This window comes from Streptomyces sp. NPDC096132 (assembly GCF_044763345.1).
Taxonomy (GTDB): Bacteria; Actinomycetota; Actinomycetes; order Streptomycetales; family Streptomycetaceae; genus Streptomyces.
The window spans coordinates 102,419-127,358 of the sequence record NZ_JBIWGA010000011.1 but is presented as its reverse complement, the minus strand read 5'-3'; the positions used below and the strand labels follow the sequence as shown (position 1 = coordinate 127,358).

Sequence of the window (24,940 nt, the reverse complement as noted above, 5' to 3'; positions counted from 1 at the left end):
ATGAGGAGGGGGAGGCGAACCTCAGAGGTCGGGGTGATCCCCCGGGTCCGGCACACCTACGGGGTAGGCGCCGTTGTCGTGGGAGTCCGCCGACGGGCCGGCCGGGGCCGGACGGGCGGTGCGGCGTTTCTCCGGTGACCGGGACCGGGTGCCCCGGTTCGTGGAGGGGCGGCGTCCCTTGCTCTCGGCGACGTGCAGGGAGAGGGAGCCCTCCAGGGGCACCGCCTCGCCGAAGCGCAGGGTGCGCTCGCCCTGTCCGCTGATCCGCAGCACCACTCCGCCGTTGAGGCCGCGCCGCACGGCGTACGTCCCTCGGGAGCGCCGTACGATCCGGGGGTTGTCGGTGGCCGTGTCGACGACGTCGAACTCGTACCAGTTGCCGCGTCCGGTCTTGGCCTTGCCGCTGCCGACCAGGGTGGAGTCGGTGTCGCGCAGTTCGAGGAGGAGTCCGGCGGGTGCGATCCGCAGCCGGTTGACGCGGCGGCGGGAGAGCAGGACGGCGACGACGACGGCCAGGGCGAAAGCGGCGGGGATGACGACCTTCCACCACCGGTCCCACAGCAGCTCCAGGTCACCGGGGACGGGGGTGACCGTGATGGCGAGCGGCGCGTCGTCGAGGACGCGCTCGCCCTCGACCGCGACGACCTTGCCGCCGAGTTCGATGCCGTCGTCGTCGACGGGTGCGCCGAGTTCGTCCGCCGCGGCGACCTCGACGGTCACGGGGACGGTGGACGCCCCGGGCTCGACGGTCACCCGGGCGGGGGTGACGCTCAGTCCGGTGCCCTTGGCGTCGGCGACGGAGAGCAGTACCTCGTGCGGTGCGCTGCCGCGGTTGCTGACCTTCAGCGTGCCCGGCACGCGTCCGCCGGGGTGAACGCCGGCGGCGGGGATGTCCAGTTCGGCCTCGAACGTGGAGTTCTCCGGGGAGACGGCGGTCGGGTAGGACCGGGTGTCCGGGCTGAGGCCCACCGAGGTGACGGTGCTGGAGAAGAGCAGGGAGCCGGATGCCCGGCCGGGCACGGTGACGGTGCCGGAGAAGACACCGTCGGAGCCCTGGTCGTCCGGGCCCGTGCCGTTGTCGGTCAGGGTGATGGGGACCTTCTGGGAGAAGCCGTCGCCGGTCAGGCGGCCCGTGACGGAGATGCCGCGCAGATCCCGTTCGTCGAGCTTGACGCTGTCGCGGGTCAGCACCTCGACCTCGACGCGGGTGCGCTCGCCGGCCCTCGGCGAGGGCTTCTCCAGGCGGATGTCGGAGCGCACGGCGCCCCGCCAGAGGGCGCTGATGCTGGCGACACGGTCGCGATGGCCTTCGGGCGCGTCGAGGTGCACCCGCCAGCGGCCGGCGAGGGGGCGGGTGATGCGCAGCGACTCGACCGCCTTGCCGCGGGCGGTGAACTCGAAGGACGAGCCCCCGTCGCCGTCTCCGCTCCCGTCCCCGGACTCGGTGATCTTGCGTCCTTGAGGGTCGTAGTAGGTGGCCCGCACGGCGGGGTCGCCCTTGGAGACGACGATGGTGCCTTCGGTGGCCAGCGGGGAGACCCGGACGTGCAGGTCGCCGGGCGGGCGGCCCTGGGTGCCGGGCTCCTGGTGGAGACACCGCGCGGCGGCGAACGCCGCCTGCAGGGCCTGGCCGAGCTGCTCGGCTCCGGGCACGGTCTCCGCCTCGGGGCGGGTCTGCGGGAGGTCGCGGCATCCGTCGCGGTAGCCGGCCGCCGCCATCTCCTCGAGCCGCTTCTCGTCCACGTCGTGCCCGAAACCGAGCGGCCAGATCTGTACCTTGGCGTCCTTGGCCTCCTGGAGGGCCTGGGCGAGGTCCTGGTCGGCCTGGTCGTCCCTGGTCGTCGGGTCGAGGCCGCGGTAGCGGTAGCTGTCCTCGATGTCGAGGTGTCCGTCGGTGAGCAGGAACAGCACCCGGGGCCGGTCGGGGTCCGCGGCCTCCTTCAGCCGGGTGACGCCCTGGCGTACGGCGGAGATGAAGTCGGTGCCCGATCCCTCCGCCGCGGTGCGCCGGCGCAGTGTGGCGGCGCACTCTCCGATCTTGTCGCGGCCCACGGCGTCCAGTTGCCGCATCGGGCAGACCTCGTCGACGGGCGACTGCTCGTCGGTCGTGGCGTCGGCGAACCCGTAGACCACCATCCGCGACCGTGCGGAGGGTTCGCTGACGGCGATGGTCGAGACCGCGTCCTTCTCCCGGTCGAGTTCTCCCGCTGCCAGACTCGCCGACTCGTCCACAGCGACCGCGTAGTCGACCGGATCGTCGGACGATCCGGCCTTCGTCAGGACGGTGTCCGGGGAGCGGACCGGTCCGGCGACCCCGGATTCGGGTGCGGCCGAGGCCGCCCCGGGCAGGGTCACCGCGGCGAGCGCCATGGCGGCCAGGCCGTACGCGCCCCGGCGCGCACGCAGCCGCGCCCGTGGACTAGTGAACAGAGAGAGCGCATTCGATTGCACGCTCGAGCACCCCCCTTGAATATGTCACGCTCAACCCCCACGATTCCGGGACCCCCCAAGGTCCCCGAAAATCCCCGCTCTTCGGCTGCCGCCGGAATGAAATACGTCGACGGCGCCTGCGCCGCCAAGTTTAAAACACCAGCCTCGGAATTTGGCCGAATTACCAATAATGAGTTTGACCAATTACGAATGACCGGTTAATTCATTTGTTCACCGCTGTTCTTTTTTGATCACCCCTGCCCGGCGCAGGAGCCTGGCCAGTCCGTACCTGCCCTTCTGCTCCGCGGCACGCGCCAGGACGTCCAGGGGCATCGGTGGCCGGATCTCCAGTTGCCGGCTCAGACAGTCCACGTGGGCACGGACGGCGTCGGGGCCGTCGCGCAGGCGCGCCGCGAGCGGGGAGTCGAGGCGCGCGAGGAGCGCCCAGGCCCGGGTGTCCCGGTCGGCGCACCACAACTGGAAGAAGGCGCCGCCGGTCAGCATCTGGTGCGTGCCGACGCGGGCCAGTCCGAGCGCGCCGGGGGCGTCGAAGGCACCGGGTGGCAGCGTCACCCGCCAGCCACCGTGGCGCCGGTCCCATTCCGGCTCGTACTGGGCGAGCTCCTTCTCGCTGAGCCACCGGTGGATCCTCTCCCCGACGCCGGACACGGCACGGGTCTCCGCGCGCCACAGGTCCGCCACGAAGGCGGGCGTCTCCTCGCAGACGGCGGAGAGGTCGGGATCGTGCTCGCCGTCGTGCGCCGGCGTGTAGACCAGGTGACGGACCCGGCCGTCGTCCTCGACCGCGCGCACGGCGTAGACCGGCAGATGCACCTTCTCCGGTGCGCCGACCCGTTCGGGGTTCTCGATGCCCGGCGGCAGATTGAACCGCGCCCGTTCCGGGTGGTCCGCCAGTTCCTTCAGGGCGTCCTCGCGGAACCCGGGCGAGTCCAGCCGGCGGACCATCGCGCCGCGATGCCTCGGTGCCGAGCCGTCCGGGAGAACGAAGGTGACCGTCGAGCTCGTGTAGTGGGCCGCTGTCAGCGGGCGCGACTGGAACCCGTCGAAGTACAGCCTGCGGCGGTCACCGCGGATCACCGTGTAGCGCGTGCCCTCGCGCATCGAACGCCGGCCGAGCTCGGTGAGTCCGACCCGGCCGCCGACGTCGGTGACGTGCTCGATCGCGGTCAGGAAGGCCAGCGCCTGCCGCACCAGGGCGGGGTCGAGCGCCAGGAAGGCGGCCAGTTCCGCGGCGGTACGCAGTCCGCCCTCGCCGATTCCGCGCTCGACGAAACGGTCGACGCAGTCGTACGGCTGCCCCTCGGTGACGGTGGCCCGCACCTCCACGCTCCACACCGGCAGCAGCACGGTCTGGACGCTGGTCGGCACCAGGCCGAGGACGTACGCGGCGTTCTCCAGCACGCGTTGTTCGGGGAAGGGCATCAGCCGGTCCTGCCCGCTCACGAGGCGTCGTCTCCCCGCCCGGTCCCCTCGACCAGGGCGCGCACCTCGCGGTACTCACGGATCTCCCCGCGTGCCGCGAGGTGTTCGCGCAGGGCGCGGGACAGGTCACGGAAGGGGAGGTCCGCCGCCTCGGTCAGCGTGGACAGGTCGCCCACGAGCACCAGTTGGCGCCGGGCCCGGGTGAACGCGACGTTCGCTCGGCGCAGTTCGCTGAGGAATCCCACCCTTCCGGCACGGTTGCTGCGGGTGAAGCCGTAGAGGATCACGTCGCGCTCACCGCCCTGGAAGGAGTCGACCGTGCCGACGTTGAGCCGGACCCGCTGAGGTCTGCCGGTCCGCCGGGTCAGGGCTTCCGTGATGAGCTCGGCCTGCGCGGCGTAGGGGACGATCACCGCCCACTCCTCGTCGCGTTCGTCGTAGTGGGCGGCCAGCAGGACGAGCAGTTCGGCCTCCGCGCGGTTGACGTGTCCGGGGTGTTCCCGGCCGGCGCCGCGCTCCGACCGTTCGCCCGCCGGGAGCCGCGAGGTGTCGACGAACGCCATCGGTGTGCGGAAGAGCCGGGAGTCGTGGGGCCGGTCCGGGCCGGGTGTGCGGAGCCGGCCGTCGTAGAACGCGGCGGAGACGAAGTCCGCGACGGCGGACGGCATGCGCCGCTGGTTGGTCAGCGCCACCACCGCGGAGTCGGGCAGCTCGTCGCAGAGCTGTTCCAGCGCGCTGGTGGTCACGAGTGCGCCGGTGGCCGGATCGTCGTCGCCGCTGGCCCACTCGCGGACCTCGGGGTCGACGTAGGGCGGCAGTTGCCGGTGGTCCCCGACGAGTACGGCTCGACGGGCGCGTACCAGGGGGACCAGCAGATCGGGGACGGCGATCTGCCCGGCCTCGTCGACGACGGCCAGGTCGAAGTCGAGCCCGGCCAGTTCGGGACGGGCGGCCACTCCGATGCAGGTCGCCGCGACCACGTGGGCGTAGCGGATCAGTTCGGTGTGCAGCTGCCCGGAGGCCGACGCCACCTCCTTCTGCCAGTCGGTGAGCAGGGTCCGCCGCGCGGTCAGCAGGAGCAGCCGCTCCGTCAGGTGGGCGTGGAACGCGTGGAGTTCCCGGTCGGCCGTGTCGCATCCGGCGGTCACCGGATCGCCGTCCGGTGGCTCCTCGATGCCCGCCAGCGCGTCCCGGCACCGCCCGGCGGCCAGCAGCGCCTCCGTACGGCAGGCCGCGACGTCGGTGCGGGCGGCCTCCAGCGACGTACGGGCCGCCCGTACGGCCGGGATGTCACGGGTGGCCGCGTCGAGGGCGTGCTCGGCCTCCTGGAGCCGTGTCCTGTTGCGGGCGTGCGCCCGATCGAGGGCGGCCGCGGCCGCGTTCGCCGTGGCGAGCCGACGTGCGCCGAGCCAGGCCCAGAGCCGGAAGAACGGACCGGTCAAGGGACGGGCGGACCGGCGCGGCGCGGTCCGACGGGCCGAGGTCAGCCGTTCGATCCGGTGCGCGGTACGGCTCTGTTTCCGGGCCAGCCGCGAGCCCTCCGCGAGGAGCCGGTCCACCCGCCGCCGAGCCGGTCCTCCCACCGCGCGCAGGGCCTCGTCGAGCGACCCGCGCGCGGCCGACTCGGCGGTCCGCAGATCGCTCAACGCGTCGAGGCGGAGACCGAGTTCACGGCACCGCTCCTCGACGTCCGCCGCGTCGAAGGGATGCGCCAGCCTGGTCTCCAGACGGTCGAGGACGCCCTGGCGCAGGGCGGCGGCCTGTTCGTCCAGGAGGTGGGGCCGGCCCTCCGAGGTCACGGCGCTCTCGTTGCCGACCCGGACCACCACCAGGTCCTCGGGGAGCCGGCCGAGCACGTTGTCGACGGCGCGGTTGGTGTGCGAGGCGACCAGGACGCGGGCACCGGTGCGTGACGCGGCGATCGTCCGGGCGATCTCACTGATCACCCTGGTCTTGCCGGTGCCGGGCGGGCCCAGGACGACCAGCAGGTCCTCGACCGCCAGGGCTTTGCGGAATGCTTCCGTCTGCTCGGGGTCGAGTCGCTCGACGGGTTCGTCGGCGGCGGGTGTCAGCGGGCGGAGGCGGTGGTCCACCAGCGCGTCGAGCAGATGGGGGTTGGCCGACCTGCGTTCGCGCAGCGTCCGTATCGCCTCGCGCTGTCGGGCGTGGACGGCCTGGCCGGCGGTGACCAGCAGTGCGCCCTGCCGGGGCACGCTCTCCCAGGAGACGGCCCGGTCGAAGGACACGGTGACCGCTCGGCCGTGTGCCGGCGCGGGCAGGACCCGGCCGCGTTGTCCCGGTTCCCCGACGATGTCCACGAAGGCGCCCTCCTCGGGCCTGCGGTCGCCGACCAGATGGAAGACGTAGACCGCTCGGGTGCCGTGGCGCCGCTCACCGGCGGCCGAGACGTCCCGGTAGGGGAACTCCTCGAGCGCGTCGGCCCGGGCGAGGGCGATGCGCTCGGTGGCCTCGACGATCCTCTCGACTCCCGCCAGGAAGCCCTTGTGCCGGTCGCCCAGGTCCGCCCTGCCCTCGCGCGCCGCCCGCTCGTCGAGGAACCGCTGCCATTCGGCCGCCAGCAGGTTCCAGTGCGCGTCGCTGTCGCGGGGTATCTCCCTGCGCAGATGACAGGCCTGCCAGCGCAGGGGCCGTACGAGGAGACAGCCGGCGGCGACCTCGTGGTGGTGTTCCTGGCCGAGCGGGCGGACGGAGCGCACCTCGTAGGCGTCCTGCCGCCTCCGGCTCAGGCGCAGCCGGGCGACGTAGTCCCGGCCGTGGACGAGGAGACAGCGGTTCCCGGCCTTCTCCCGCGGGTCCTCGACGGTGGTGGGTACCCCGCCCTGACGGCCGTTGAGGTCCGCGGCGAGGTCGTGGACGTCTTCCGGCAGGTACGGGTGGGAGTCCCCCGCCCCGGGCGCCCCGCGCAGCGCCCTCGCTCCGCGCAGTTCGCGCTCCAGCGACGCCCCGGCGAACAGGACGAGGGGGCCCGGCACATCGACGGTACGGCGGTGCATCTAGACGTCTCCGAGCAGGTCCTCGCGCGCGCTGCGCAGCGCGCGGCCCGTCTCCCGTGCGCCGGGGCGCCCGCCCGGATCCTGGTCCAGTGCGGTGTGCAGCGCCCGCTCGAGGCTGTCCGGAACGGGGCCGAGGCGGGCGCGCAGCGGCAGGGGTGCGCGCGACTCCGGTGGGTGGCCGGTGGCCAGCCGGTAGGTCAGGGCGGCCAGCTGGTACACGTCGGTGGCCGGCCCGATGAGGCCCGGCGGGTGCCCGAGCCACTGTTCGGGGGCCCGGTAGGGAGGGGGTCCCTCGCCCGGCCGGGGATCGTGCCCGGCCAGCCCGAGGTCGCGCAGCACCAGCCGGCCGTCGTCGAGCTCGATGACACCGCTGGGGGTGAGGCATCGGTGGGCGACACCCGACCGGTGCAGGACGTCGAGGACGTCGTAGAGCCCGGCCACCCGGTGGAGCAGGTCGACGAGGTCCGTTCTCCTGAGCGGGGTCGGGCGGTTCGCGGCCCACGTGGTGTGCAGTGTCGGGCACGGGTCGCCCTTGCGGGAGGCCGGCCAGGGCAGGGCGAGGACGGCCCTGCGGTTGCCGATCGTCTCGAACCGCCCCTGGGCCGGAAGCCCTCGGGAGCGACGGTGGAGACGACCGAGGAGGTCGTGCTCGCGGCGCAGGGCGGTGAGGGCCGCGAGGGCGTCCGGGGTGCCGAAGCGCACCTCGGTCTGCCGCAGCCAGACGAAAGGGGAGCCGGACATGCCGGTCGCGGGCTCGAGCCGCCGCGCCACCGCCGCGCGCTGGATCAGGGAGTGGTCCGGGGCGGCTCGTTCACCGTTCTGTTCGTCGTTCCGTTCGCCGTTGCGTTCGCCGTGCAGGAGGTAACGGCACTCGCGCGTGAGGAACTCCTGCCCGCTCCCCCACGGTGCGGCGGGCGCGTCCGCCGGGGGGAGCGACCGGGGCGAGGGGGTCTCGCTGCGGTACGTCACGATCCGCTGGGCGGGCAGTACGGGTGCGGGCGCCTCGGCCGGTGTCCCGTCGTCGTGTCGCAGCTCGCGGATGACGGAGAAGGCGAGTGCGGCGGCGTTGCGGGCGGCCACGGCCTGCCAGTTGTCGTCGTCGCTCCGCTTCTTCCCGCCGTCGGCCCGGTCGCTGATCCCGCGGACGACCAGGGTGCGCAGTCCGTCGTTGAGGTGGCCCGCGTGTGCCACGCCCGCGCCCTCCATCTCGATGGCGGCGGCGTCCTGATAGTGCAGGCCGAGCCGTTGCCGCACCGGGGAGGTCTCCCCGTTCTCCGCGTACTCCGCGTCGAGCAGGACCTCTCCGGCGGCGATGGGCTTGAAGTGCACGGCCGCCGGCCGGCCGGCGCTGGTGCGGGGCAGTTTCCGGGCCCACTCCCCGGAGACGTCGACCAGCCTGGCCAGTTGCACCAGTTCGTGGTGGGCGGGCCAGGCCTCCGGCCGCGCGGCGAACCCGGCGGCGGTCTCCTTTCCCCCGTGGTACTGGTACACCTTCGTCCCCACGACGACGTCCCCGAGGGCGAGATCCGGCTTGAGACCGCCGGCTACGCCCACCAGGAACAACGCGTACGGCCCGAACGCCTGGACGATCCGCTCCGTCAGCGCGGCCGCCCCGTGATTTCCCTCGCCGAGCTGCGCCAGCACGACCTTCCACGGCGTCCCGTTGAGCCAGCCCTCCTCGGTCACCGTGCCCTGCACCCTCGGCCCCCTGCGCACCGAGACGAGCCCGGCTCGTACGGCCCTGTATTCCACGGGAAGGGCGGTGAGAACCACGACCGTCCGCACGTCCGCCTCGATACCGCTGACCATTTCGGCGACCTTACTCCTCGGGGCACTCCTTTCATCCGCTTGCCGGAAATGGCCCGGCATCGAAATCGAAAACTATTCGACAAAGGAAAAGAAACGAAAACTATCCGGCGAACTCACGCACGCGGCGATCTCAGTCGGCGCAGGGCGCGGGCCGCGGCGTGGGCGCCGCACATCCCGTGGGCGCCGGGGCCGGGCGGAGTGGCGGCGGAGCACAGGTAGTGGCCGGGCACCCCGACGTCGTACGGCTGCAGGGTGGGGCGTGGGCCAAGGAGCAGTTGGGGGACGTCCTTGGCACCGGTCATGATGTTGCCGCCGACGTAGTTCGGGTTGTACGCGGCGAAATCGGGCGTGGTGCGCACCGCGGTGCCGACGATCCGGTCCCGGAACCCCGGCGCGAACCGCTCGATCTGCGCGGTGATGGCCTCGGTGGCGTCGCCGGTGTAGCCCTGCGGCACATGGGCGTACGTCCACAGCGGGTGCACATCGCCGGCCGACCGCTGAGGGTCGGCCAGGTACTGCTGTCCGACCAGGACGAACGGCCGCTGCGGCATCCGTCCGGCATGGATCTCCCGCTCGGTGGCGGCGATCTCGGCGAAGGTGCCGCCGACGTGGACCGTGCCGGCCCGCCGTGCCGCTTCGGCGGTCCAGGGAACGCCGCCCTCGACCGCGAAGTCGACCTTGAACGCTCCGGGTCCGTACCGGTAACGCCGGTAGGCGCGGGCGATCCGCGGCGGGAGCAGATCACCGAGGATGTCGGCCAGGGCCGTGGGCGTCACGTCCCAGAGGGTCACGTCCGTGGGCGGAAGCTGCCCGGCCGACCGTACCCGCACCCCGGTCTCGATCTTCCCACCCAGGTCGAGCAGCAGCGCCGCCATGGCGTCGGTGATGCGCCGCGAGCCGCCCTCGGCGACGGCCCAGCCGTAGTGGTGGCCCGCGGTGACGATGCCGAGCCCGATGCTCGCGCTGAGGGGCCGCTCCAGGGGGTGGTACGCGTGGGCCGCGATGCCGCCCCACAGCGCTCTGGCCTCCGTGGTCCGGAACGCCTTCGCGAGCAGCGACGCGGGGGCGAGCGCGGGGATGCCGAAGCGGGCGAGCCGGACGGGATGGCGGGGAAGGCGCAGCAGCGGGCCCATGATGTCGTCGCCGAAGGTGCCGTAGTTCGCGGACGGGCCCTCGAACAGCCGGCGCCAGGCACGGCCGTCGGCGCCGAGACCGGCGGCGGTCTCGGTCACCGAGCGGTGCAGCACCGCGGCCCTTCCGCTGTCCAGGGGATGGACACAGTCGATCTCCGGCCAGGCCCAGCGCAGCCCGTAGCGGTCGAGGCCGAGGCCCTTCAGGAACGACGAGCCGACGGCCATGGGGTGGATGGCCGAGCAGTGGTCGTGCAGCAGCCCCGGCACGATCGCCTCGCCGGAGCGGGTGCCGCCGCCGATCTCGTCGGCCGCCTCCAGCACCGTGACCCGCACCCCCTCCCGGGCGAGGGCGAGGGCGGCGGCGAGGCCATTGGGTCCGGCACCCACCACGGTCGCTGTACTCATGTCGTCCTGCCTTTCCGGAGATTCCCCGCCCTGCCTACGGTGCCAGCCCCTCCGTCACCTCGAGGCGCGCCGCCGGCGCCTTTTCGCGGGTCCAGGTGACGTCCAGCGGAATCGGGCCGCGGGGCAGCCAGGGCTGTTCCCTCACCGCGTCCGTGACCTTCCAGGTGCCCCGCTCGATCACCCCGAGCGCGGCGTCGATCACCTGGTAGTGCTGGGTGTCGCGGTGCACGGGCTGCGACTCCACCCAGACGATGATCCATTCGCCCGGCGCGAATCCCACCCGGGCCTGCACGGCGTTGATCAGATCGAGGTGGTGCAGATGGCCGTCACCGAAGTTGAACCCGATCAGCGAGTTGCACCCGAACTCGGCCTCGCGCACGGTGCGCCGGTCCAGATCGGGCAGGTTCTTCAGGAGCACCGAGAACAGGCCGCGGCCCTGGCTGTGCATCGACCGCCAGGCGATCGTCTGCTGCATGGTGATCTCGGCGACCGCCGGCGGGTAGCCCATGGCCTGCAGCTGGTCGACCTGGTTCTTCGTGGGGCGGTGCGGCAGGGAGTTCAGCTTTTCCTCGGCGCCGGGCGCGAAGGCCCACAGCGCGGAGGCCCAGTTGCCCGCGTACTGCCGCATGGAGGGCAGGAAGGACACCAGGTCGGGGCGGAAGTTACCGAGGACCGGGAAGAACACCAGCGCGGCGACGAGGCCGGCGGTCAGCCAGGGCGAGGACATGTCGCCGACTCCGTAGCCGTCCCGGGCCGGAAAGCCGAGGAACAGGAAGACCGACAGATAGGCGAACAGGATGTTCCACTCCAGCGGCACCGCCAGCGGGAAGGTGGACGTGATGAACAGGTGGAAGACGACCATCAGCACCACGCCGGCGAGGGTGAGCCAGCGGTTCGTGGAGAACAGCAGCACCAGCGGGGTGACGATCTCGACGGTCGTGCCTCCGACGTGGGCCATGAAGCCGGCGACCTTCGAGGGGCGGATGTCCTGGGGGAAGTCGCGGTAGTGCAGCCGCTTGAGCCACTTCGCCGGGATGCAGGGGCTGTTGGAGACCATCGGCGCGACGACGTTGCCGAAGTGCGGCCCGAGCTTGGACACGCCCGCGCCGATCCAGACGACGCAGATCAGCAGCTTCGCCGCGACGATCATGTCGGTGAACGGCAGGACGGCGAAGAACACCAGCGCGGGCAGGTACTGCTCGCCCCGGGCGGCCAGGAAGACCGTCTTGTCCCGCAGTCCGTTCAGTACGTACAGCACGACGGGCGCGATCATCAGCGCGGGTCGCACCAGCCCCGTGGTGTTGTCCGGGAGCGCCTCGGTGAGTGAGGAGCTCGGTGCGCCGGGCGACAGGAACGCCGTCAACAGGGAGGCCAGGAAGGCCAGGTAGAGCAGTACGTCGACCACGGTGCGGCGGTCACCGGCGGTGAACGGGACCCGCTTCCAGGGGCGCAGCCGTATGGTGCCCGGGCGGGCCCAGAACAGGATGCCGCCGGTCATGGGCTTGAACTTGCCGGCGATGGGGCCCCAGGAACCCGCCACCCCGACGGCTTCGAGGAGGACCGTCCACAGCACCAGCTTCTGGTACACGACCGGCTCGTTCCACCAGTGCGTGACATCCCAGAAGGGGCCGGCCCCCGAGGTCCAGGTGGCCAGGGCGGTCCCGCCCAGGACATAGAGGAGGGCGACCTTGACCACATAGGTCGCCGGAATCATCTTCGGCGTCCCGAAACCGTATTCCACCCAGTGCAGGGCGAGCAGTCTCAGGCGTTCCTGAAGCGGCTTCTCATGGAAAGTCTCCACGTCCACCGGCGGGAAGTCACCCGTCCTGAACCCCATGTTCCACGCCTTTCGATCGACGATTTTCGAGCAATGATTTTCGAGCAGACCGAACCCACGTCCGAAATGAATCAGGAGGAGGTTCTAGGAATTCACGGAAGACGAGCGCAGGCGCCGTTTGTCGATCTTCCCCACCGGATTCCTCGGCAGTGAGTCGGTGACGTGGAGCGCGACCGGTACCTTGGCCCGGGCCAATACCCCTCGGCAGTGCTCGACCAGTTCGTCGGCGGTGACCGTCGCGCCCGGCAGGAGGACTACGTGCGCGACCGGTACCTCGCCGAGCACGGCATCGGGCGCGCCGACGACGGCTGTCTCCAGCACCGCCGGATGGGTGTGCAGGACGTTCTCGATCTCCTTGGGGTAGATGTTCTCCCCACCGCGGATGATCATGTCCTTGATCCGGTCGACCAGGACGAGGTAGCCGTCCGCGTCGAAGCGCCCGACGTCTCCGGTGTGCAGCCAGCCGTCGACGACGGTCCTGGCCGTCTCGTCCGGCAGCCCGAGGTAGCCGCGCATGACGTTCGGGCCCCGGACCACCACCTCCCCCACCGATCCGTCGTCGAGGAGGTTGCCCTCGCCGTCCATCACCGCGACCGTCTGCCCGGGCAGCGGAAGGCCGACGGTGCCGGGCCTGCGCGGCCCGGCGGGCGGGTTCAGCGTGGAGGCGCACGTGCCCTCGGACAGCCCGTAGCCCTCGACGACCGGCACCGAGAACCGGTCCTCGAACCGGGCGATCAACTCGGCCGGCATGGGCGCGGCCCCGCAGATCGCCCGCCGGAGCGACGAGGTGTCGGGGCGCACTTCGCCCGGCAGCGACACGAGCATCGCGTAGATGGCCGGGACCGCCGAGAAGTACGTGGGCCGGGCGCGTTCGACCGAGTCGAAGAACGTCGACGCCCGGAACCGGCCCGCGATCGTCGTGCGCCCGCCCGCGAGGAGCGGCGACAGCACGCTCACCACGATGCCGTTGACGTGGAACAACGGCAGGATCAGCAGGCTGTGGTCGGTGTCGTCGAGACCGAGACCGTCGATGATCATCCCGCACATCGCGGCGACATTGGCGTGGTCGAGCATCACCCCCTTCGGGCGTCCCGTGGTCCCGCTCGTGTAGATGATCAGGGCGAGGGAGTCGGCCGCGGGGGCGAGGCCGTCGGCGCCGGTGTCCTCCGCCCCCGCCCCGAGCGAGGCGTCCGGCGCCGTGACCGGGCCGGGCGTCCCGACGGCGCGGACGCCGTCCTCGGTGATCACCGCCTTCGCCGCGGAATCCTCGATCTGATAGCGGGCCTCGGTATCGGTCAGCCCGGGATTCACCGGTGTGACCGCAGCGCCGAGGCGCCATGCGGCGAACATGACGACGACCAGTTCCAGGCGGTTCGGCAATACCACCGCGACCACGTCCCCGGCACTTATTCCATGAGCACCGAGAACGGTCGCCGCTTTCCGGACCCGTTCCAGAAAAGCCTGGTTGTCCAGCTGTTCGCGGTCATCGGCGACACAGGGGCCCAGAGGATTCCGGGCGGCCCGAGCATCGGGCAATTCGGCGATGTGCAGCATGTTTCCTCACCATTGAGTCGCACCAGGACGAAATCAGTGAGGAAAAAGGTAGGTACGGCCGACGCGGCCGGACATGGGCTTGCGTCCCAGCGCACACCCGTCGTCTTGTGCCGGCGTCACAAAGCGACGGCCCGGGCTGTTGGGTACCGTCCCGGTATGAGCGCCAGCGTCGACGTGATCGTGCGGGATGTCGCCAAGGCCGTCCAGGCGGATCTCGAGAGTCTCACCGCCGAGATGACGTCGATGTTCGTCGAGGTCATCCCGGAGTTCCGGCATGACGACGCGGTACGGCGTCTGATGGTCGCCAGCACGTCGTCGAACCTGGTGGCCATCCTCGACATGCTGGCGCTGGGCATCTCCCTCGACGACATCACCGTGCCACCTGCCGCGGCCGAGTACGCCCGCCGCTTCGCTCAGCACGGCCTGTCGCTGGAGGCGTTGCTCCGTGCCTACCGCCTGGGCGAGCACATGTTCGTGCAGTGGGCCATGGCCGTCCTGCGGCGTCTCGATCTGCCCGCGGACGCGGCGCTGGCGACGACAAGCCGGATCGCGCTCCTGATCAACAGCTATATCGACCAGGTCGTCGAAGGTCTCATCGACATCTACGAGAACGAACGCAGACGCTGGGACACCCGCTCCGACGCGTCCCGCGCCGCGCAGGTCCGCGCCGTGCTCGACACCGAGGGACTCGACCTCGCCTCGGCCGAGAAGATGCTGTCCACGTCGTTGCGCGGATGGCACCTCGCCGCGATCGTCTGGACCGGGCCCGGTTCGCCCGGCCAGGCCCCGGCCCAACTCCGCGCGGCGGTCGAGACGTTGTCCCGAGCCGCAGGCAGGGCTCCGCTGACGGTCTCCGCGGACGATCAGACCTGCTGGGCGTGGATCTCCTCCACCGGCAGGCCGGCTCTGGACGTCCACCTGCTCGAGAGCAGACTCCGCGAACACCCCCTGGTCCGTGTCGCCCTCGGTGATCCCTCTCCGGGACTCGAAGGGTTCCGGCAGACCTTCCGGGACGCACAACGGGCCCGCAGTGTCGCCGTCACCCGGGCCGACCCCCACCGCGCGCTCGTCCTCCACTCCCAGGTCGCGCTGGCGAGCCTCCTGGTCGATCACCTCACCGACGTCCGTGCCTGGGCCGAGCGCGTACTCGGCGACCTCATGCGGACGGACGAGACCACGGTCCGCCTCCGCGAGACCGTGCGGGTCTTCCTCGACGCGCGCGGCAGCTTCACCGACGCCGCCGCGCGCATGCACGTCCACAAGAACACGGTCCACTACCGGGTGCGCAAGGCCGAGGAGATACTCGGTCACCCTCTCACCGAGAACCGTCTGGACATCGAGGTCGCCCTGCTGGCCTGCGCCCAACTGGGACTCGCTGACTGACGGGAGGGGCTCCCCACGGATCTACGTGCCTCGATTCCGGCGCAGGGAGTCCCGGTACCCACAAATATCCGATGGCCTGTTGAGACGCCGGGGATGTCAATACCCCGCGAATGCCGTGCGCAGGGTGGAGGCCATGAGTTCCAGGGCCTCCTTCGCCGCCGGGACCGGGCCGGTGTGGGTGAAGTAGTGGTCGACGCCCTCGAAGACGCGGTGGGTGACCGGGACGCCCGCGGCGTCCAGGGCCTTGGCATAGGCGTCGCCCTCGTCGCGCAGCCGGTCGTACTCGGCGGTGATGACCAGGGCGGGTGGCAGTCCGGCGAGGTCGTCGGCCAGCCCGGGTGAGACGAGCGGGTGGGCGAGGTCGGCGGGATCGGGGACGTAGGCGGCGGCGAAGACGCGCATGAGGCCCGGGGCCAGCAGTGGCTTGGGGATCGGTGAGTGCTTGGTGGCGGGGTCGGCGAGCTGGTCGAGCGGTGCGGAGTCGAGGATCTGCAGGAGGGGCGAGAAGGTGCCCCGGTCCCGGGCGGTGCGGCAGACCCCGGCGGTCAGGTTGGCGCCGGCGCTGTGGCCGCCCACGGCGAGCCTCGAACCGTCCCAGCCGTGGGCGGGGCCGTTCTCGACGACCCACGCGGTGACGTCGTAGGCCTGGGTCACGGGTACGGGGAACGGCCGTTGCGGGGCGACGGCGTAGTCCACGTTGATCACGACACAGCCGGCCCTGGCGGCCAGGTAGCGGCAGATGTGGTCGTCCTGCTCGGGGCGGCCGACGACGAAGCCGCCACCGTGGAAGTTGACGTACACGGGCGCGGGGCGGCCGGAGGTGTCGGCGGAGGCGGGCGGACGGTACACGGTGCAGCCGACCCGTCCGGCGCCGGTCTCGACCTGGAGGGTCTCGGTGTGTTTCGGGATGTCGGTGAGGCGCAGGTCCTTGTGCACCCGGGTCATCACGCCGCTGAGCAGCAGCTGGATCCCTCGCGCCTGGATTTTGGGACTGATCGGCATGATCCGTTCCCCCCATCGCTACAAAGTTAAAATAACAGGATTCCTGATGATGACCTCCTCGCGGTCCACGCGCAACCGTCGGTGCGCCTCCATTCCTCGCCACGGAAACGGTCCGAACTCTTGACGACACCCTTATGACTGCGTAGACATGACAGCGCAGACATGACTACGCAGTCAGGCACGCAAGTCAGACAGAAGGGTCTGACATCATGCGGTGGGAACGTACGGTCACCGGGAGGCACCATGACGCGAGGGACAGGGCGGGGCGGGAGCTCCGCGGCCGCGCGCAGCGTGGACGTCGCCCGGCTGGCCGGGGTCTCGCAGAAGACGGTGTCGAGGGTCTTCAACGACGAGCCGTACGTCTCCTCCGACGTACGCCGACGCGTCCTCGAGGCCGCCGGGCAGCTCGGCTACCGGCGCAACAACGCGGCCCGGGCCCTGGCCTCCGGACGGACCCGCTCCATCGGCGTGGTGACGCTGGGCACCGCCCTGTACGGGCCCGCCTCGCTGCTCATGGGTGTCGAGCGGATCGTCCGGGACACCGGATACGCCCTGCGCGTGGTGAACACGATGGAGGGCGACGCGGCCGGCGTCGCGGGCGCCGTCGGCTCGCTCCTCGACCAGGGCGTGGACGGCATCGTCATCTCCGAGCCGATCGACGAGGCGGGAGACGGGGTCGACGCCCCGCTCCGGGTCGACGTGCCGGTCCTCGTCATCGGCGCGCCCTCGCCGGTCACCGCGCCGACCGTGCTGACCGCGGGGGACGGCGCCGACCTGATGGCCCGCGCGGCGACCGAACACCTGCTGGCCCTCGGCCATGCGACGGTCCATCACCTCGCCGGTCCGCAGGGCTGGTACGCCGCCCGGGACCGCCTGGAGGGCTGGCGGGCGACGCTGACGGCCCACGGCCGGGACGTACCGCCGGTCGTCACGGGCGACTGGTCGGCCGCCTCCGGATACCGGGCGGGGCGCGAACTCGCCGCCGACCCGGACGTCACCGCGGTCTTCGCCGCCAACGACGACATGGCCATCGGGCTGATCCGCGCGCTGGCGGAGGCCGGCCGGCGGGTGCCTCAGGACGTCAGCGTGGTCGGCTTCGACGACGTTCCGGTCGCCGCCTATGTGACTCCCCCGCTGACCACGGTGCGGCAGTTGTTCGACGCCGTGGCACAGGAGGGACTGAAGCGCCTCGTGCACACCATCGAGAACCCGGACGCGGATCCCCTGCCGTCGAGCGGCCCACCGGTCGACCTCGTCATCCGCGCCTCGACCGCGCCACCGCCCAGCCGGACGACCCCGGCGCGCGGGCGGCGCCCCGCCTCCCCGTCCCCCGCGGACACGCCTCGTCCGCCGCTCACGAACGGAGGCCCGGCCGGCGACCACTGAACTCCGCGAACAGGGCCCGGGCGACAGAGCCGCACCGCCCCGCGCGTGATCGACGGACGAGCCGCAGTACCGATCATGCCCGCGCCCTCCCCCAGCACCCCGCCGCCCGCACCTCGCCGGGCCGCCCCTGAACCCAGCGGACCCTGAGCCGGTTCTCCGCCTCGGTCGCTGCTCCTTCTCCCTGGACGCGCACCTCGCTCTCACCGGCGTGCACGCCGGCCGTGGCGTCCACCCCCTCCTCCACCCTCTCCGCGCACGCCCTCGCCAGACGTGCCCCCTTCACCTCCACCCTCACCTCGGCGGGAGTCCACCATGCCCAGAAACACGTCCCTGCCCGGCACCTCCCCGATGAGCCGCCGGCTGTTCCTCACCACCACGGGCGCCCTGACGCTCGGCGCCGCCCTCACCGCCTGCGGCGGCGGCGACTCGGGCGGTTCCTCCGCCTCCGCCAAGCCGGTCGGCCAGGCCGACATCGACAAGGCGATGAAGACGCCCACCGAGCTGACGTTCTGGACCTGGGTCCCGAACATCGCCAAGGAGGTCGCCCTCTTCGAGAAGAAGTACCCGGCCGTCAAGATCAAGGTCGTCAACGCCGGCCAGGGCACCCCGCAGTACACCAAGCTGCGGACCGCGCTGAAGGCCGGCAGCGGCGCCCCGGACATGGTCCAGATCGAGTACCAGGCCATCCCGACCTTCACCATCACCGACAGCCTGCTGGATCTGCGGCCCTACGGCGCCTCCGCGCTGAAGTCGCAGTTCGTGGACTGGACCTGGGGCCAGGTCAGCGGCAGCAACGGTGAGGTGTGGGCGATCCCGCAGGACACCGGCCCGATGGGCATGCTGTACCGGCAGGACATCTTCGACAAGCACGGCATCGACGTCCCCACCACCTGGGACGAGTTCGCCGAAGCGGCCCGCAAGCTCCACCGGGCCGACCCGGACGTCTACCTCACCAACCTCGCCGCCAACCAGGTCGCCGCCTGGCACGGCCTGCTCTGGCAGGCGGGCGCCAAGCCGTACGTCACCTCCGGCAAGAGCGACATCACCATCAGCGTCGACGACGCGGTGTCGAAGAAGCTGGGCGCCTACTGGGGCGGGCTGGCGAAGGAAGGAGTCATCGGCGTCGAGCCCGACTTCACCGACTCCTGGTACGCCGCCCTCAACAAGGGCAAGTACGCCACCTGGCTGACCGCGGCCTGGGGTCCGGTCTTCCTCTCCGGCTCGGCCAAGGCCACCTCGGGCAAGTGGCGGGCGGCCCCGCTGCCGCAGTGGGACGCCGCCCAGCCCAGCTCGGGCAACTGGGGCGGCTCCACGACCGCCGTCATCCGTTCCACCAAGAACCCCATCGCGGCGGCGATGTTCGCGCAGTTCCTCAACAGCGACCCGGCCAGCGCGAAGATGTTCGCCACCGAGCAGTTCTTCTTCCCGGCGACCAAGGCCCTGCTCACCGACGCCGAGTTCACCGGCGACGCGCCCGCCTTCTACGGCGGCCAGAAGGTCAACCAGGTCTTCGCCGACATCAGCTCGACGGTCAACTCCTCCTTCCAGTGGCCCCCGTTCCTCGACCAGGCGGCCACCGACTGGACCGAGACCGTCGGCAAGTCCCTCGCGGACAAGGGCGACACCGTCGCCGCGCTCGGCACCTGGCAGTCGCGGCTGACCACGTACGCCAAGGGCCAGGGCTTCACCGTCAAGGGGAGCTGAGATGGCCGCCGCACGCCGTCGCCGGGCGGCGGGACCGCTGTTCGTCGCCCCGTTCATGGTGCTGTTCCTGCTGCTCTTCCTCGCCCCGCTCGGCTACGCCGCCTACCTCAGCCTGTTCCAGGAGCGCCTGGTCGGCGGGACGGTGTTCGTCGGCCTCGACAACTACGTCCAGGCGCTCGGCGATCCGCAGTTCCTGCACGGCATCGGACGCGTCGCTCTGTTCTTCGTCGTCCAGGTCCCGGTGATGCTGCTGCTGGCGCTGTTGTTCGCGCTCGCGCTCGACAGCGGTCTGCTCCGCCTCGCCCGCGTGATCCGGCTCGGCATCTTCGTCCCGTACGCGGTGCCGAGCGTGGTGGCCGCCCTCATGTGGGGCTATCTGTACGGGCCGGACTTCGGACCGTTCGCCCAGCTCAGCCGGAAACTGGATCTTCCGGCGCCCGACTTCCTCAGCGGCGGCTGGATGCTCGGCAGCCTGGCGAACATCGTGACCTGGGAGTTCGTCGGCTACAACATGATCATCCTGTACGCCGCCCTGCGCACCATTCCCACCGAGCTGTACGAGGCGGCCGCGATGGACGGCGCCGGCGCCTGGCGCATCGCCTGGTCCGTCAAACTCCCCGCACTGCGACCGGCGTTGATGCTCACCCTGCTCTTCTCGGTCATCGGCAGCTTCCAGCTGTTCAACGAGCCCAACCTGCTGATGAAGATCGCCCCGGACGTGATCACCAGCTCCTACACCGCCAACCTCTACGCCTACTCCCTCGCCTTCACCGGCCAGCAGGTCAACTACGCGGCCACGGTGTCCTTCCTCCTCGGCCTCGTCATCGTGATCGCCTCCTACGCCGTCCTGCTCACCGCCAACCGCAGGAGGACGCCATGACCACCACCACTCCCCCGGCCACGATCTCCCCGCCGGTCACGGAGCCGGTCCCCGGCGCCCGGACGAAAGGGCGCAGGCCCCGCCGCAGCACGCCCCTGACGATCGCCATGCTGGCGGCCCTGGCCTACTTCCTCCTCCCCCTCCTCTGGCTGCTGATCGCCTCCACCAAGAGCACCCAGGACCTGTTCAACAGCTTCGGCCTGTGGTTCTCGCACACTCCTCAGCTGCTGACGAACATCAGGGAGACCTTCGCCCAGGACGACGGCGTCTTCGTCCACTGGCTGCTCAACACCGTGGTGTACGCCGTCGTCAGCGCGGTCGGCGCGGCCCTGCTCGCCGCCGCCGGTGGATACGGGTTCGCCAAGTTCCGCTTCCGGGGCGACCGGGCCGCGTTCAACCTCGTCCTCGGCGCGGTCATGGTGCCGACCACCGCCCTGGCGATCCCGACCTACCTGCTCTTCGCCAAGGCGGGCCTGGTCAACACCCCCTGGGCGATCATCCTGCCGTCGCTCGTCAACCCGTTCGGCCTCTACCTGATGCGCGTCTACGCCCAGGACGCCGTCCCCGACAGCCTGCTGGAGGCGGCCCGCATCGACGGCGCGGGCGAGACCCGGATCTTCTTCCGGATCGCGCTGCGGCTGCTGGCCCCCGGCCTGGTGACGGTCCTGCTGTTCACCCTCGTGGCGACCTGGAACAACTACTTCCTCCCGCTGATCATGCTCAACGACCCGAACCTGTACCCCATCACGGTCGGTCTGGCCTCCTGGGCGGCGCAGGCGCAGAACGGCGGGGCCGGCGCCAGCAGCGACATGCTCGCGCTGGTCGTCACCGGGTCCCTGATCTCCGTCGTCCCGCTCGTCGTGGCCTTCCTGATGCTCCAGCGGTACTGGCAGAGCGGCCTGGCCACCGGTGGCGTCAAGCAGTAACCCCCTTCTTCCCCTCGGAGGTTTCCTTCATGGCGGCTCTGCCTGCCCGCGTCCTGTTCGGTGCCGCGTACTACCACGAGTACCGGCCCCCCTACGACACCGAGCGGCCCGACGAACGCCTCAAGACCGACCTCGATCTGATGGCCGACGCCCATGTCACCGTCATCCGGGTCGGCGAGTCGGTGTGGTCGACCTGGGAGCCGGAGAACGGCGTCTTCGACCTCGACTGGCTCCGGCCGGTCCTCGACGGCGCCCATGAGCGCGGCATCTCCGTCGTCCTCGGGACGCCCACGTACGCGGTGCCGCCGTGGCTGGCCCGCCAGTACCCGGAGATCACCGGCGAGCGGCGCACCGGCGAGCGCATCGGGTGGGGCGCACGGCAGGAGGTCGACTTCACCCACCCCGCCTTCCGCTTCCACGCCGAACGGGTCGTCCGCCGTGTCGTCGCCCGGTACGCCGATCACCCCGCGGTCATCGGCTTCCAGGTGGACAACGAGCCCGGCCTGGAGCTCTTCCACAACCACGGCGTCTTCCAGCGCTTCGTCGACCACCTGCGGGAGAAGTACGGCGACGTCGAGACCCTGAACCGCGAGTGGGGTCTGGTGTACTGGTCGCACCGGCTGTCCACCTGGGCCGACCTGTGGACCCCGGACGGCAACGCCCAGCCGCAGTACGACGTCGCCTGGCGGGCGTTCCAGGCCCGCCAGGTCACCGAGTTCATCGGCTGGCAGGCCGACATCGTCCGCGAGTACGCCCGCCCCGACCAGTTCGTCACCACCTGCATCTCCTACACCCGCCCGGCGGTCGAGGACGACGAGCTGACCGACCGCCTCGACATCGCGGCCGGCAACCCGTACTACGGCATGCAGGACGGCCTGCTGCTGCCGGATCCCACTCCCGACGACCACGAACAGCAGTGGCAGACCACCGGGGTGTGGGCGCTGTACCAGACCGCCGACTGGATGTTCTCCTCCCGCCAGGAGCCGTTCCTGGTCACGGAGACCAACGCCGGCTCCATCGGCTTCCCCTGGGACAACCGCCCCGCCTACGACGGCCAGTGGCGGCAGGCCGCCTGGGCGCTGGTCGCCCGCGGGGCCCGCATGATCGAGTACTGGCACTGGCACACACTGCACTTCGGCGCCGAGACCTACTGGGGCGGCATCCTCCCGCACACCGGCAGGCCCGGCCGCACATACGCCGAACTCGCCCGCCTCGGCGCCGAGTTCGAGGCGGCGGGATCGCTCGTGGCCGGGCTCGAACCGGACGCGGACATCACGATGGTCCACTCGACGCCGAGCAAGTGGCTGATGCAGAAGTACCCACCGCTCGCCACGCCGGACGGCGAGCCCGATCCAGCCGCCTACCACCGCATCGTCGACCCCTTCTACCGGGGTGCCTTCGACGCCGGCCGCCAGGTCCGCATCGTCCACGCCCGCCAACTGCACGACCCCAGCGGCGAGAGAGCGGGCCTCTCCCCCGAGGAGGCGGTCCGCCGCCACCCGGTGCTCGTGGTCCCGGCGCTGTACGTCGCCGCCGACGCCACGCTCGACTGGCTCGCCGCCTACGCCCACGCGGGCGGCCACCTGGTCCTCGGCCCGCGCACCGGCTACGCCGACCACGAGGCCCGGGCCCGCGCGGAAGCGGGCCCCGGCCGGCTCACGGACGCCGCGGGGGTGTCGTACGACGAATTCAGCAACCTCGTACGCGAGGTCCCCGTGCGCGCCGTGCCCGGCAGTCCGCTCCGGCTGCCCGAAGGCGCGACGGCGACCCGCTGGGCGGACGGTCTGACCGTCGCCGACGCCGACGTGCTCGTCACCTACGACCACCCGCACTTCGGCCGCTGGCCGGCGATCACCACCCACGTCCACGGCGCGGGACGCGTCACCCACGTGGGCACCGTCCCCGGCCGCGCCCTCGGCCGCGCGCTGGCCGAGTGGCTGACGCCGTCCGCCCGACACGCCTGGGGGGACCTTCCGCCGTCGGTGACCGCGACGACCGGCACCGCACCCGACGGCCGCCGCGTGCACATCGTCCACAACTGGGGCTGGGAGCCCGTGGGCGTCACCGCTCCGGTGGACCTCTTCGACGCCCTGACCGGCGCTTCCGTCCCCGCGGGCGGGGCACTGGACCTGGGCCCCTGGGACGTCCGCGTCCTCCACTCCTGAACTCCCCGTGATCCACCTCGAAGGAGGGGTTGTGCTCAGAAGAAGACTCACGCGTGCGCCCGCAGGTCTCGTCGCGGCATCGGCGCTGCTCATGATCCCCATGGCCACCGCTCAGGCGTACAACCCGACGGGCGGGACCCTGTACCAGCTCGGTGGCGAGCCGTGTCTGAAGGGGCGCGGCAACTGCGCGATCTACCCCAAGTCGGCGCAGCTGCCGAGCGGACGTCTGGTGGCGGCGTTCGAGAAGTCGACGGTGGTGACGTCGTCGGGCAGCGCCGATGGGCAGACCCTGCCGGTCTACAAGAGCGACGACGACGGCACGTCGTGGCAGCCGCTGTCCGAGGTCAAGGCGCCCGCGTACCTCTCCAGTGACCCTCAGTACGCGAAGTACACGAGCAACTGGACCAACCCGTACCTCTACGTCCTTCCCCAGGACGTCGGGAACCTCAGGCAAGGCACACTGCTCCTCGCCAGTGTCGTGTCGGGCGACGACTACTACTACAAGGAGCACAAGGCGGCCGACCCGAACTGGACCCCGTCCAACGACGGAGACCGCAAGGACCTGGCGATCGCCCTGTACTCCAGCACCGACGACGGTGCCACCTGGAAGATTCTCAACGTCGTCGCCACCGGCGGCTGGCAGGGCGGCAGCGCGGGCGCGGTCGGCCAGAACATCGCGAACGCCAACACCAACCGCCAGGTGGACCCTCTCTGGGAGCCGTACCTGATGGTCTACAAGGGCCGGCTCGTCTGTTACTACTCCGACGAGAACGACTACACCGGCTTCGACGCGACCACCGGCGTCCCGACCCTCGACCCCGCGAACGACACCGCCACGGACTCCCTCGGCCAGATCCTCGTGCACAAGACCTGGGACGGCCGCAGCGCGAACTGGAGCTCTCCCGTCGTCGACATCGCGGGACTGACCAAGGACATGGGCGGCGGCAAGACGGAGATCGGAGACGGACGGCCCGGCATGACGAACGTCGTCCGCACGACCGACGGCAAGTGGATGATCACCTACGAGTACTGGGGCGGCGGCGCCAACACCCGGTACAAGGTCGCCGACGACCCGCTGAAGTTCTTCACCGGCTCGACCACCGGCACGGGGGTCAACACCCTCCCGGTCGACACCGGCTCACACGCCCTCGCGACCGGCGGCAGCCCGGTGATCATCAGGCTTCCCGGGGGCCGCCTGGTCTACAACGCGGCCGGCAGCGGAAACGTCTGGGTCAACGAGACCGGACGCGGCGACGGCACGTGGAAGGAGTACCAGACGACCTCGCCGGCCGGGTACAGCCGCAGCCTGCAGTACGTCGACGGCACCGGCCGCATCTCGATCCTCAACAACCAGGGCACCTCGACGCTCAGGTTCGCCGAGGTCGATCTCGGCCACACCGACGGCGCCTACCACCAACTGGTGAACCGCAAGACCGACCAGGTCATCGGCACCGGGAACAAGACCAACGACGCGAACCTCGGCAACGGCGACGTCCCCGACGTCCGGCTGGAGGCCCCCGGCTCCGCGGCGAACCCGGACACCCAGTTCTGGCACATGACGACCGAGCCCAATGGAGGGGTGACGCTGCTGAACAAGGCGGGCGGACGCGCGGCGGCCGTCTGGACGGGCAACGCGACCGTCGGCCAGCGGATCGGGCAGTGGGTCGACAACAGCGCCACCGGCAGCTGGAACCTCGTCAGGACCGACGACGGGTTCTACAAGCTGCAGTCCCTGAGGAACCCGAGCCTGTATCTGACCGGCGCGTCCGCCGGCGCACCGCTGACCTTGCAGAACGCCCTCGCGGACGGCTCGCAGGACTGGGAGCTCGTCCAGTAGGAGAATGAGCGTGGGGGCCGGCCGTGCCGGAG

The 24,940-nt window shown here is 71.2% G+C and carries 16 protein-coding genes; 7 read left to right on the top strand and 9 right to left on the bottom strand.

Going from position 1 to position 24,940, the window contains the following annotated elements; all coding sequences use genetic code 11:
* Window positions 1-21 precede the first annotated feature (21 nt).
* The 7 genes from ACIRF9_RS25820 to ACIRF9_RS25790 all read right to left on the bottom strand — a co-directional run bounded on the left by ACIRF9_RS25820 (window position 22) and on the right by ACIRF9_RS25790 (window position 13,625).
* Window positions 22-2,451 (bottom strand): VWA domain-containing protein, encoded by a 2,430-nt coding sequence (locus ACIRF9_RS25820; RefSeq protein ID WP_403826733.1) that lies wholly within the window; start codon window positions 2,449-2,451, stop codon window positions 22-24.
* A gap of 210 nt (window positions 2,452-2,661) precedes the next feature.
* Window positions 2,662-3,894 (bottom strand): hypothetical protein, encoded by a 1,233-nt coding sequence (locus tag ACIRF9_RS25815; RefSeq protein WP_403826730.1) that lies wholly within the window; start codon window positions 3,892-3,894, stop codon window positions 2,662-2,664.
* Window positions 3,891-6,887: a DEAD/DEAH box helicase gene (locus ACIRF9_RS25810; RefSeq protein WP_403826727.1), complete on the bottom strand. Its 2,997-nt coding sequence runs from the start codon at window positions 6,885-6,887 to the stop codon at window positions 3,891-3,893. Before ACIRF9_RS25810 ends, ACIRF9_RS25815 begins: the two co-directional genes overlap by 4 nt.
* Window positions 6,888-8,696, bottom strand: coding sequence for a hypothetical protein (locus tag ACIRF9_RS25805; RefSeq protein ID WP_403826724.1), 1,809 nt, complete (start codon window positions 8,694-8,696; stop codon window positions 6,888-6,890).
* 113 nt (window positions 8,697-8,809) lie between these two features.
* Entirely contained in the window at window positions 8,810-10,234 is a 1,425-nt protein-coding gene (locus ACIRF9_RS25800; RefSeq protein ID WP_403826721.1) for a phytoene desaturase family protein, read from the bottom strand.
* A gap of 34 nt (window positions 10,235-10,268) precedes the next feature.
* The gene (locus ACIRF9_RS25795) at window positions 10,269-12,071 is read right to left on the bottom strand and encodes a DUF3556 domain-containing protein (RefSeq protein WP_403826718.1); all 1,803 of its coding nucleotides are present in this window, start codon (window positions 12,069-12,071) and stop codon (window positions 10,269-10,271) included.
* Window positions 12,072-12,155: 84 nt separating this feature from the next.
* Window positions 12,156-13,625: a class I adenylate-forming enzyme family protein gene (locus tag ACIRF9_RS25790; protein WP_403826715.1), complete on the bottom strand. Its 1,470-nt coding sequence runs from the start codon at window positions 13,623-13,625 to the stop codon at window positions 12,156-12,158.
* Window positions 13,626-13,781: 156 nt separating this feature from the next.
* Here ACIRF9_RS25790 and ACIRF9_RS25785 point away from each other — a divergent pair, with 156 nt between their 5' ends.
* Window positions 13,782-15,008, top strand: a complete 1,227-nt coding sequence (locus ACIRF9_RS25785; protein WP_403826712.1) for a PucR family transcriptional regulator — start codon at window positions 13,782-13,784, stop codon at window positions 15,006-15,008.
* Window positions 15,009-15,104: 96 nt separating this feature from the next.
* Here the strand turns inward: ACIRF9_RS25785 and ACIRF9_RS25780 are convergent, their stop codons facing one another.
* Window positions 15,105-16,010: an alpha/beta hydrolase gene (locus ACIRF9_RS25780; RefSeq protein ID WP_403826708.1), complete on the bottom strand. Its 906-nt coding sequence runs from the start codon at window positions 16,008-16,010 to the stop codon at window positions 15,105-15,107.
* Between the two features lie 243 nt (window positions 16,011-16,253).
* On the opposite strand from ACIRF9_RS25780, the gene ACIRF9_RS25775 reads away from it, so the two are divergent.
* Entirely contained in the window at window positions 16,254-17,396 is a 1,143-nt protein-coding gene (locus tag ACIRF9_RS25775) for a LacI family DNA-binding transcriptional regulator (protein WP_403826706.1), read from the top strand.
* A gap of 73 nt (window positions 17,397-17,469) precedes the next feature.
* On the opposite strand, the gene ACIRF9_RS25770 is transcribed toward ACIRF9_RS25775, so the two are convergent.
* Entirely contained in the window at window positions 17,470-17,679 is a 210-nt protein-coding gene (locus ACIRF9_RS25770; protein ID WP_403826703.1) for a hypothetical protein, read from the bottom strand.
* A gap of 29 nt (window positions 17,680-17,708) precedes the next feature.
* On the opposite strand from ACIRF9_RS25770, the gene ACIRF9_RS25765 reads away from it, so the two are divergent.
* The 5 genes from ACIRF9_RS25765 (at window position 17,709) to ACIRF9_RS25745 (ending at window position 24,908) form a co-directional block, all read left to right on the top strand.
* Window positions 17,709-19,100, top strand: coding sequence for an ABC transporter substrate-binding protein (locus ACIRF9_RS25765; protein ID WP_403826700.1), 1,392 nt, complete (start codon window positions 17,709-17,711; stop codon window positions 19,098-19,100).
* A 1-nt stretch (window position 19,101) separates the two neighbouring features.
* Complete coding sequence (locus tag ACIRF9_RS25760; protein ID WP_403826698.1) at window positions 19,102-19,980, top strand: carbohydrate ABC transporter permease; 879 nt, start codon at window positions 19,102-19,104, stop codon at window positions 19,978-19,980.
* On the top strand, window positions 19,977-20,906 hold the full coding sequence (locus ACIRF9_RS25755) for a carbohydrate ABC transporter permease (protein ID WP_403826696.1): 930 nt from the start codon (window positions 19,977-19,979) through the stop codon (window positions 20,904-20,906). Before ACIRF9_RS25760 ends, ACIRF9_RS25755 begins: the two co-directional genes overlap by 4 nt.
* Window positions 20,907-20,935: 29 nt before the next feature.
* Window positions 20,936-23,071 (top strand): beta-galactosidase, encoded by a 2,136-nt coding sequence (locus ACIRF9_RS25750; protein WP_403826693.1) that lies wholly within the window; start codon window positions 20,936-20,938, stop codon window positions 23,069-23,071.
* Window positions 23,072-23,162: 91 nt separating this feature from the next.
* Window positions 23,163-24,908: an RICIN domain-containing protein gene (locus ACIRF9_RS25745; protein ID WP_403827146.1), complete on the top strand. Its 1,746-nt coding sequence runs from the start codon at window positions 23,163-23,165 to the stop codon at window positions 24,906-24,908.
* Window positions 24,909-24,940: the final 32 nt, after the last annotated feature.

Excerpts from the sequence above, each read along its gene's own strand:
- ACIRF9_RS25800 (WP_403826721.1), bottom strand. The coding sequence starts at position 10,234 with ATGAGTACAGCGACCGTGGTGGGTGCCGGACCCAATGGCCTCGCCGCC.
- ACIRF9_RS25790 (WP_403826715.1), bottom strand. The coding sequence starts at position 13,625 with ATGCTGCACATCGCCGAATTGCCCGATGCTCGGGCCGCCCGGAATCCT.
- ACIRF9_RS25755 (WP_403826696.1), top strand. The coding sequence starts at position 19,977 with ATGACCACCACCACTCCCCCGGCCACGATCTCCCCGCCGGTCACGGAG.
- ACIRF9_RS25765 (WP_403826700.1), top strand. The coding sequence starts at position 17,709 with ATGCCCAGAAACACGTCCCTGCCCGGCACCTCCCCGATGAGCCGCCGG.
- ACIRF9_RS25780 (WP_403826708.1), bottom strand. The coding sequence starts at position 16,010 with ATGCCGATCAGTCCCAAAATCCAGGCGCGAGGGATCCAGCTGCTGCTC.
- ACIRF9_RS25745 (WP_403827146.1), top strand. The coding sequence starts at position 23,163 with ATGATCCCCATGGCCACCGCTCAGGCGTACAACCCGACGGGCGGGACC.
- ACIRF9_RS25750 (WP_403826693.1), top strand. The coding sequence starts at position 20,936 with ATGGCGGCTCTGCCTGCCCGCGTCCTGTTCGGTGCCGCGTACTACCAC.
- ACIRF9_RS25810 (WP_403826727.1), bottom strand. The coding sequence starts at position 6,887 with ATGCACCGCCGTACCGTCGATGTGCCGGGCCCCCTCGTCCTGTTCGCC.
- ACIRF9_RS25760 (WP_403826698.1), top strand. The coding sequence starts at position 19,102 with ATGGCCGCCGCACGCCGTCGCCGGGCGGCGGGACCGCTGTTCGTCGCC.
- ACIRF9_RS25805 (WP_403826724.1), bottom strand. The coding sequence starts at position 8,696 with ATGGTCAGCGGTATCGAGGCGGACGTGCGGACGGTCGTGGTTCTCACC.
- ACIRF9_RS25775 (WP_403826706.1), top strand. The coding sequence starts at position 16,254 with ATGACGCGAGGGACAGGGCGGGGCGGGAGCTCCGCGGCCGCGCGCAGC.
- ACIRF9_RS25785 (WP_403826712.1), top strand. The coding sequence starts at position 13,782 with ATGAGCGCCAGCGTCGACGTGATCGTGCGGGATGTCGCCAAGGCCGTC.
- ACIRF9_RS25795 (WP_403826718.1), bottom strand. The coding sequence starts at position 12,071 with ATGGGGTTCAGGACGGGTGACTTCCCGCCGGTGGACGTGGAGACTTTC.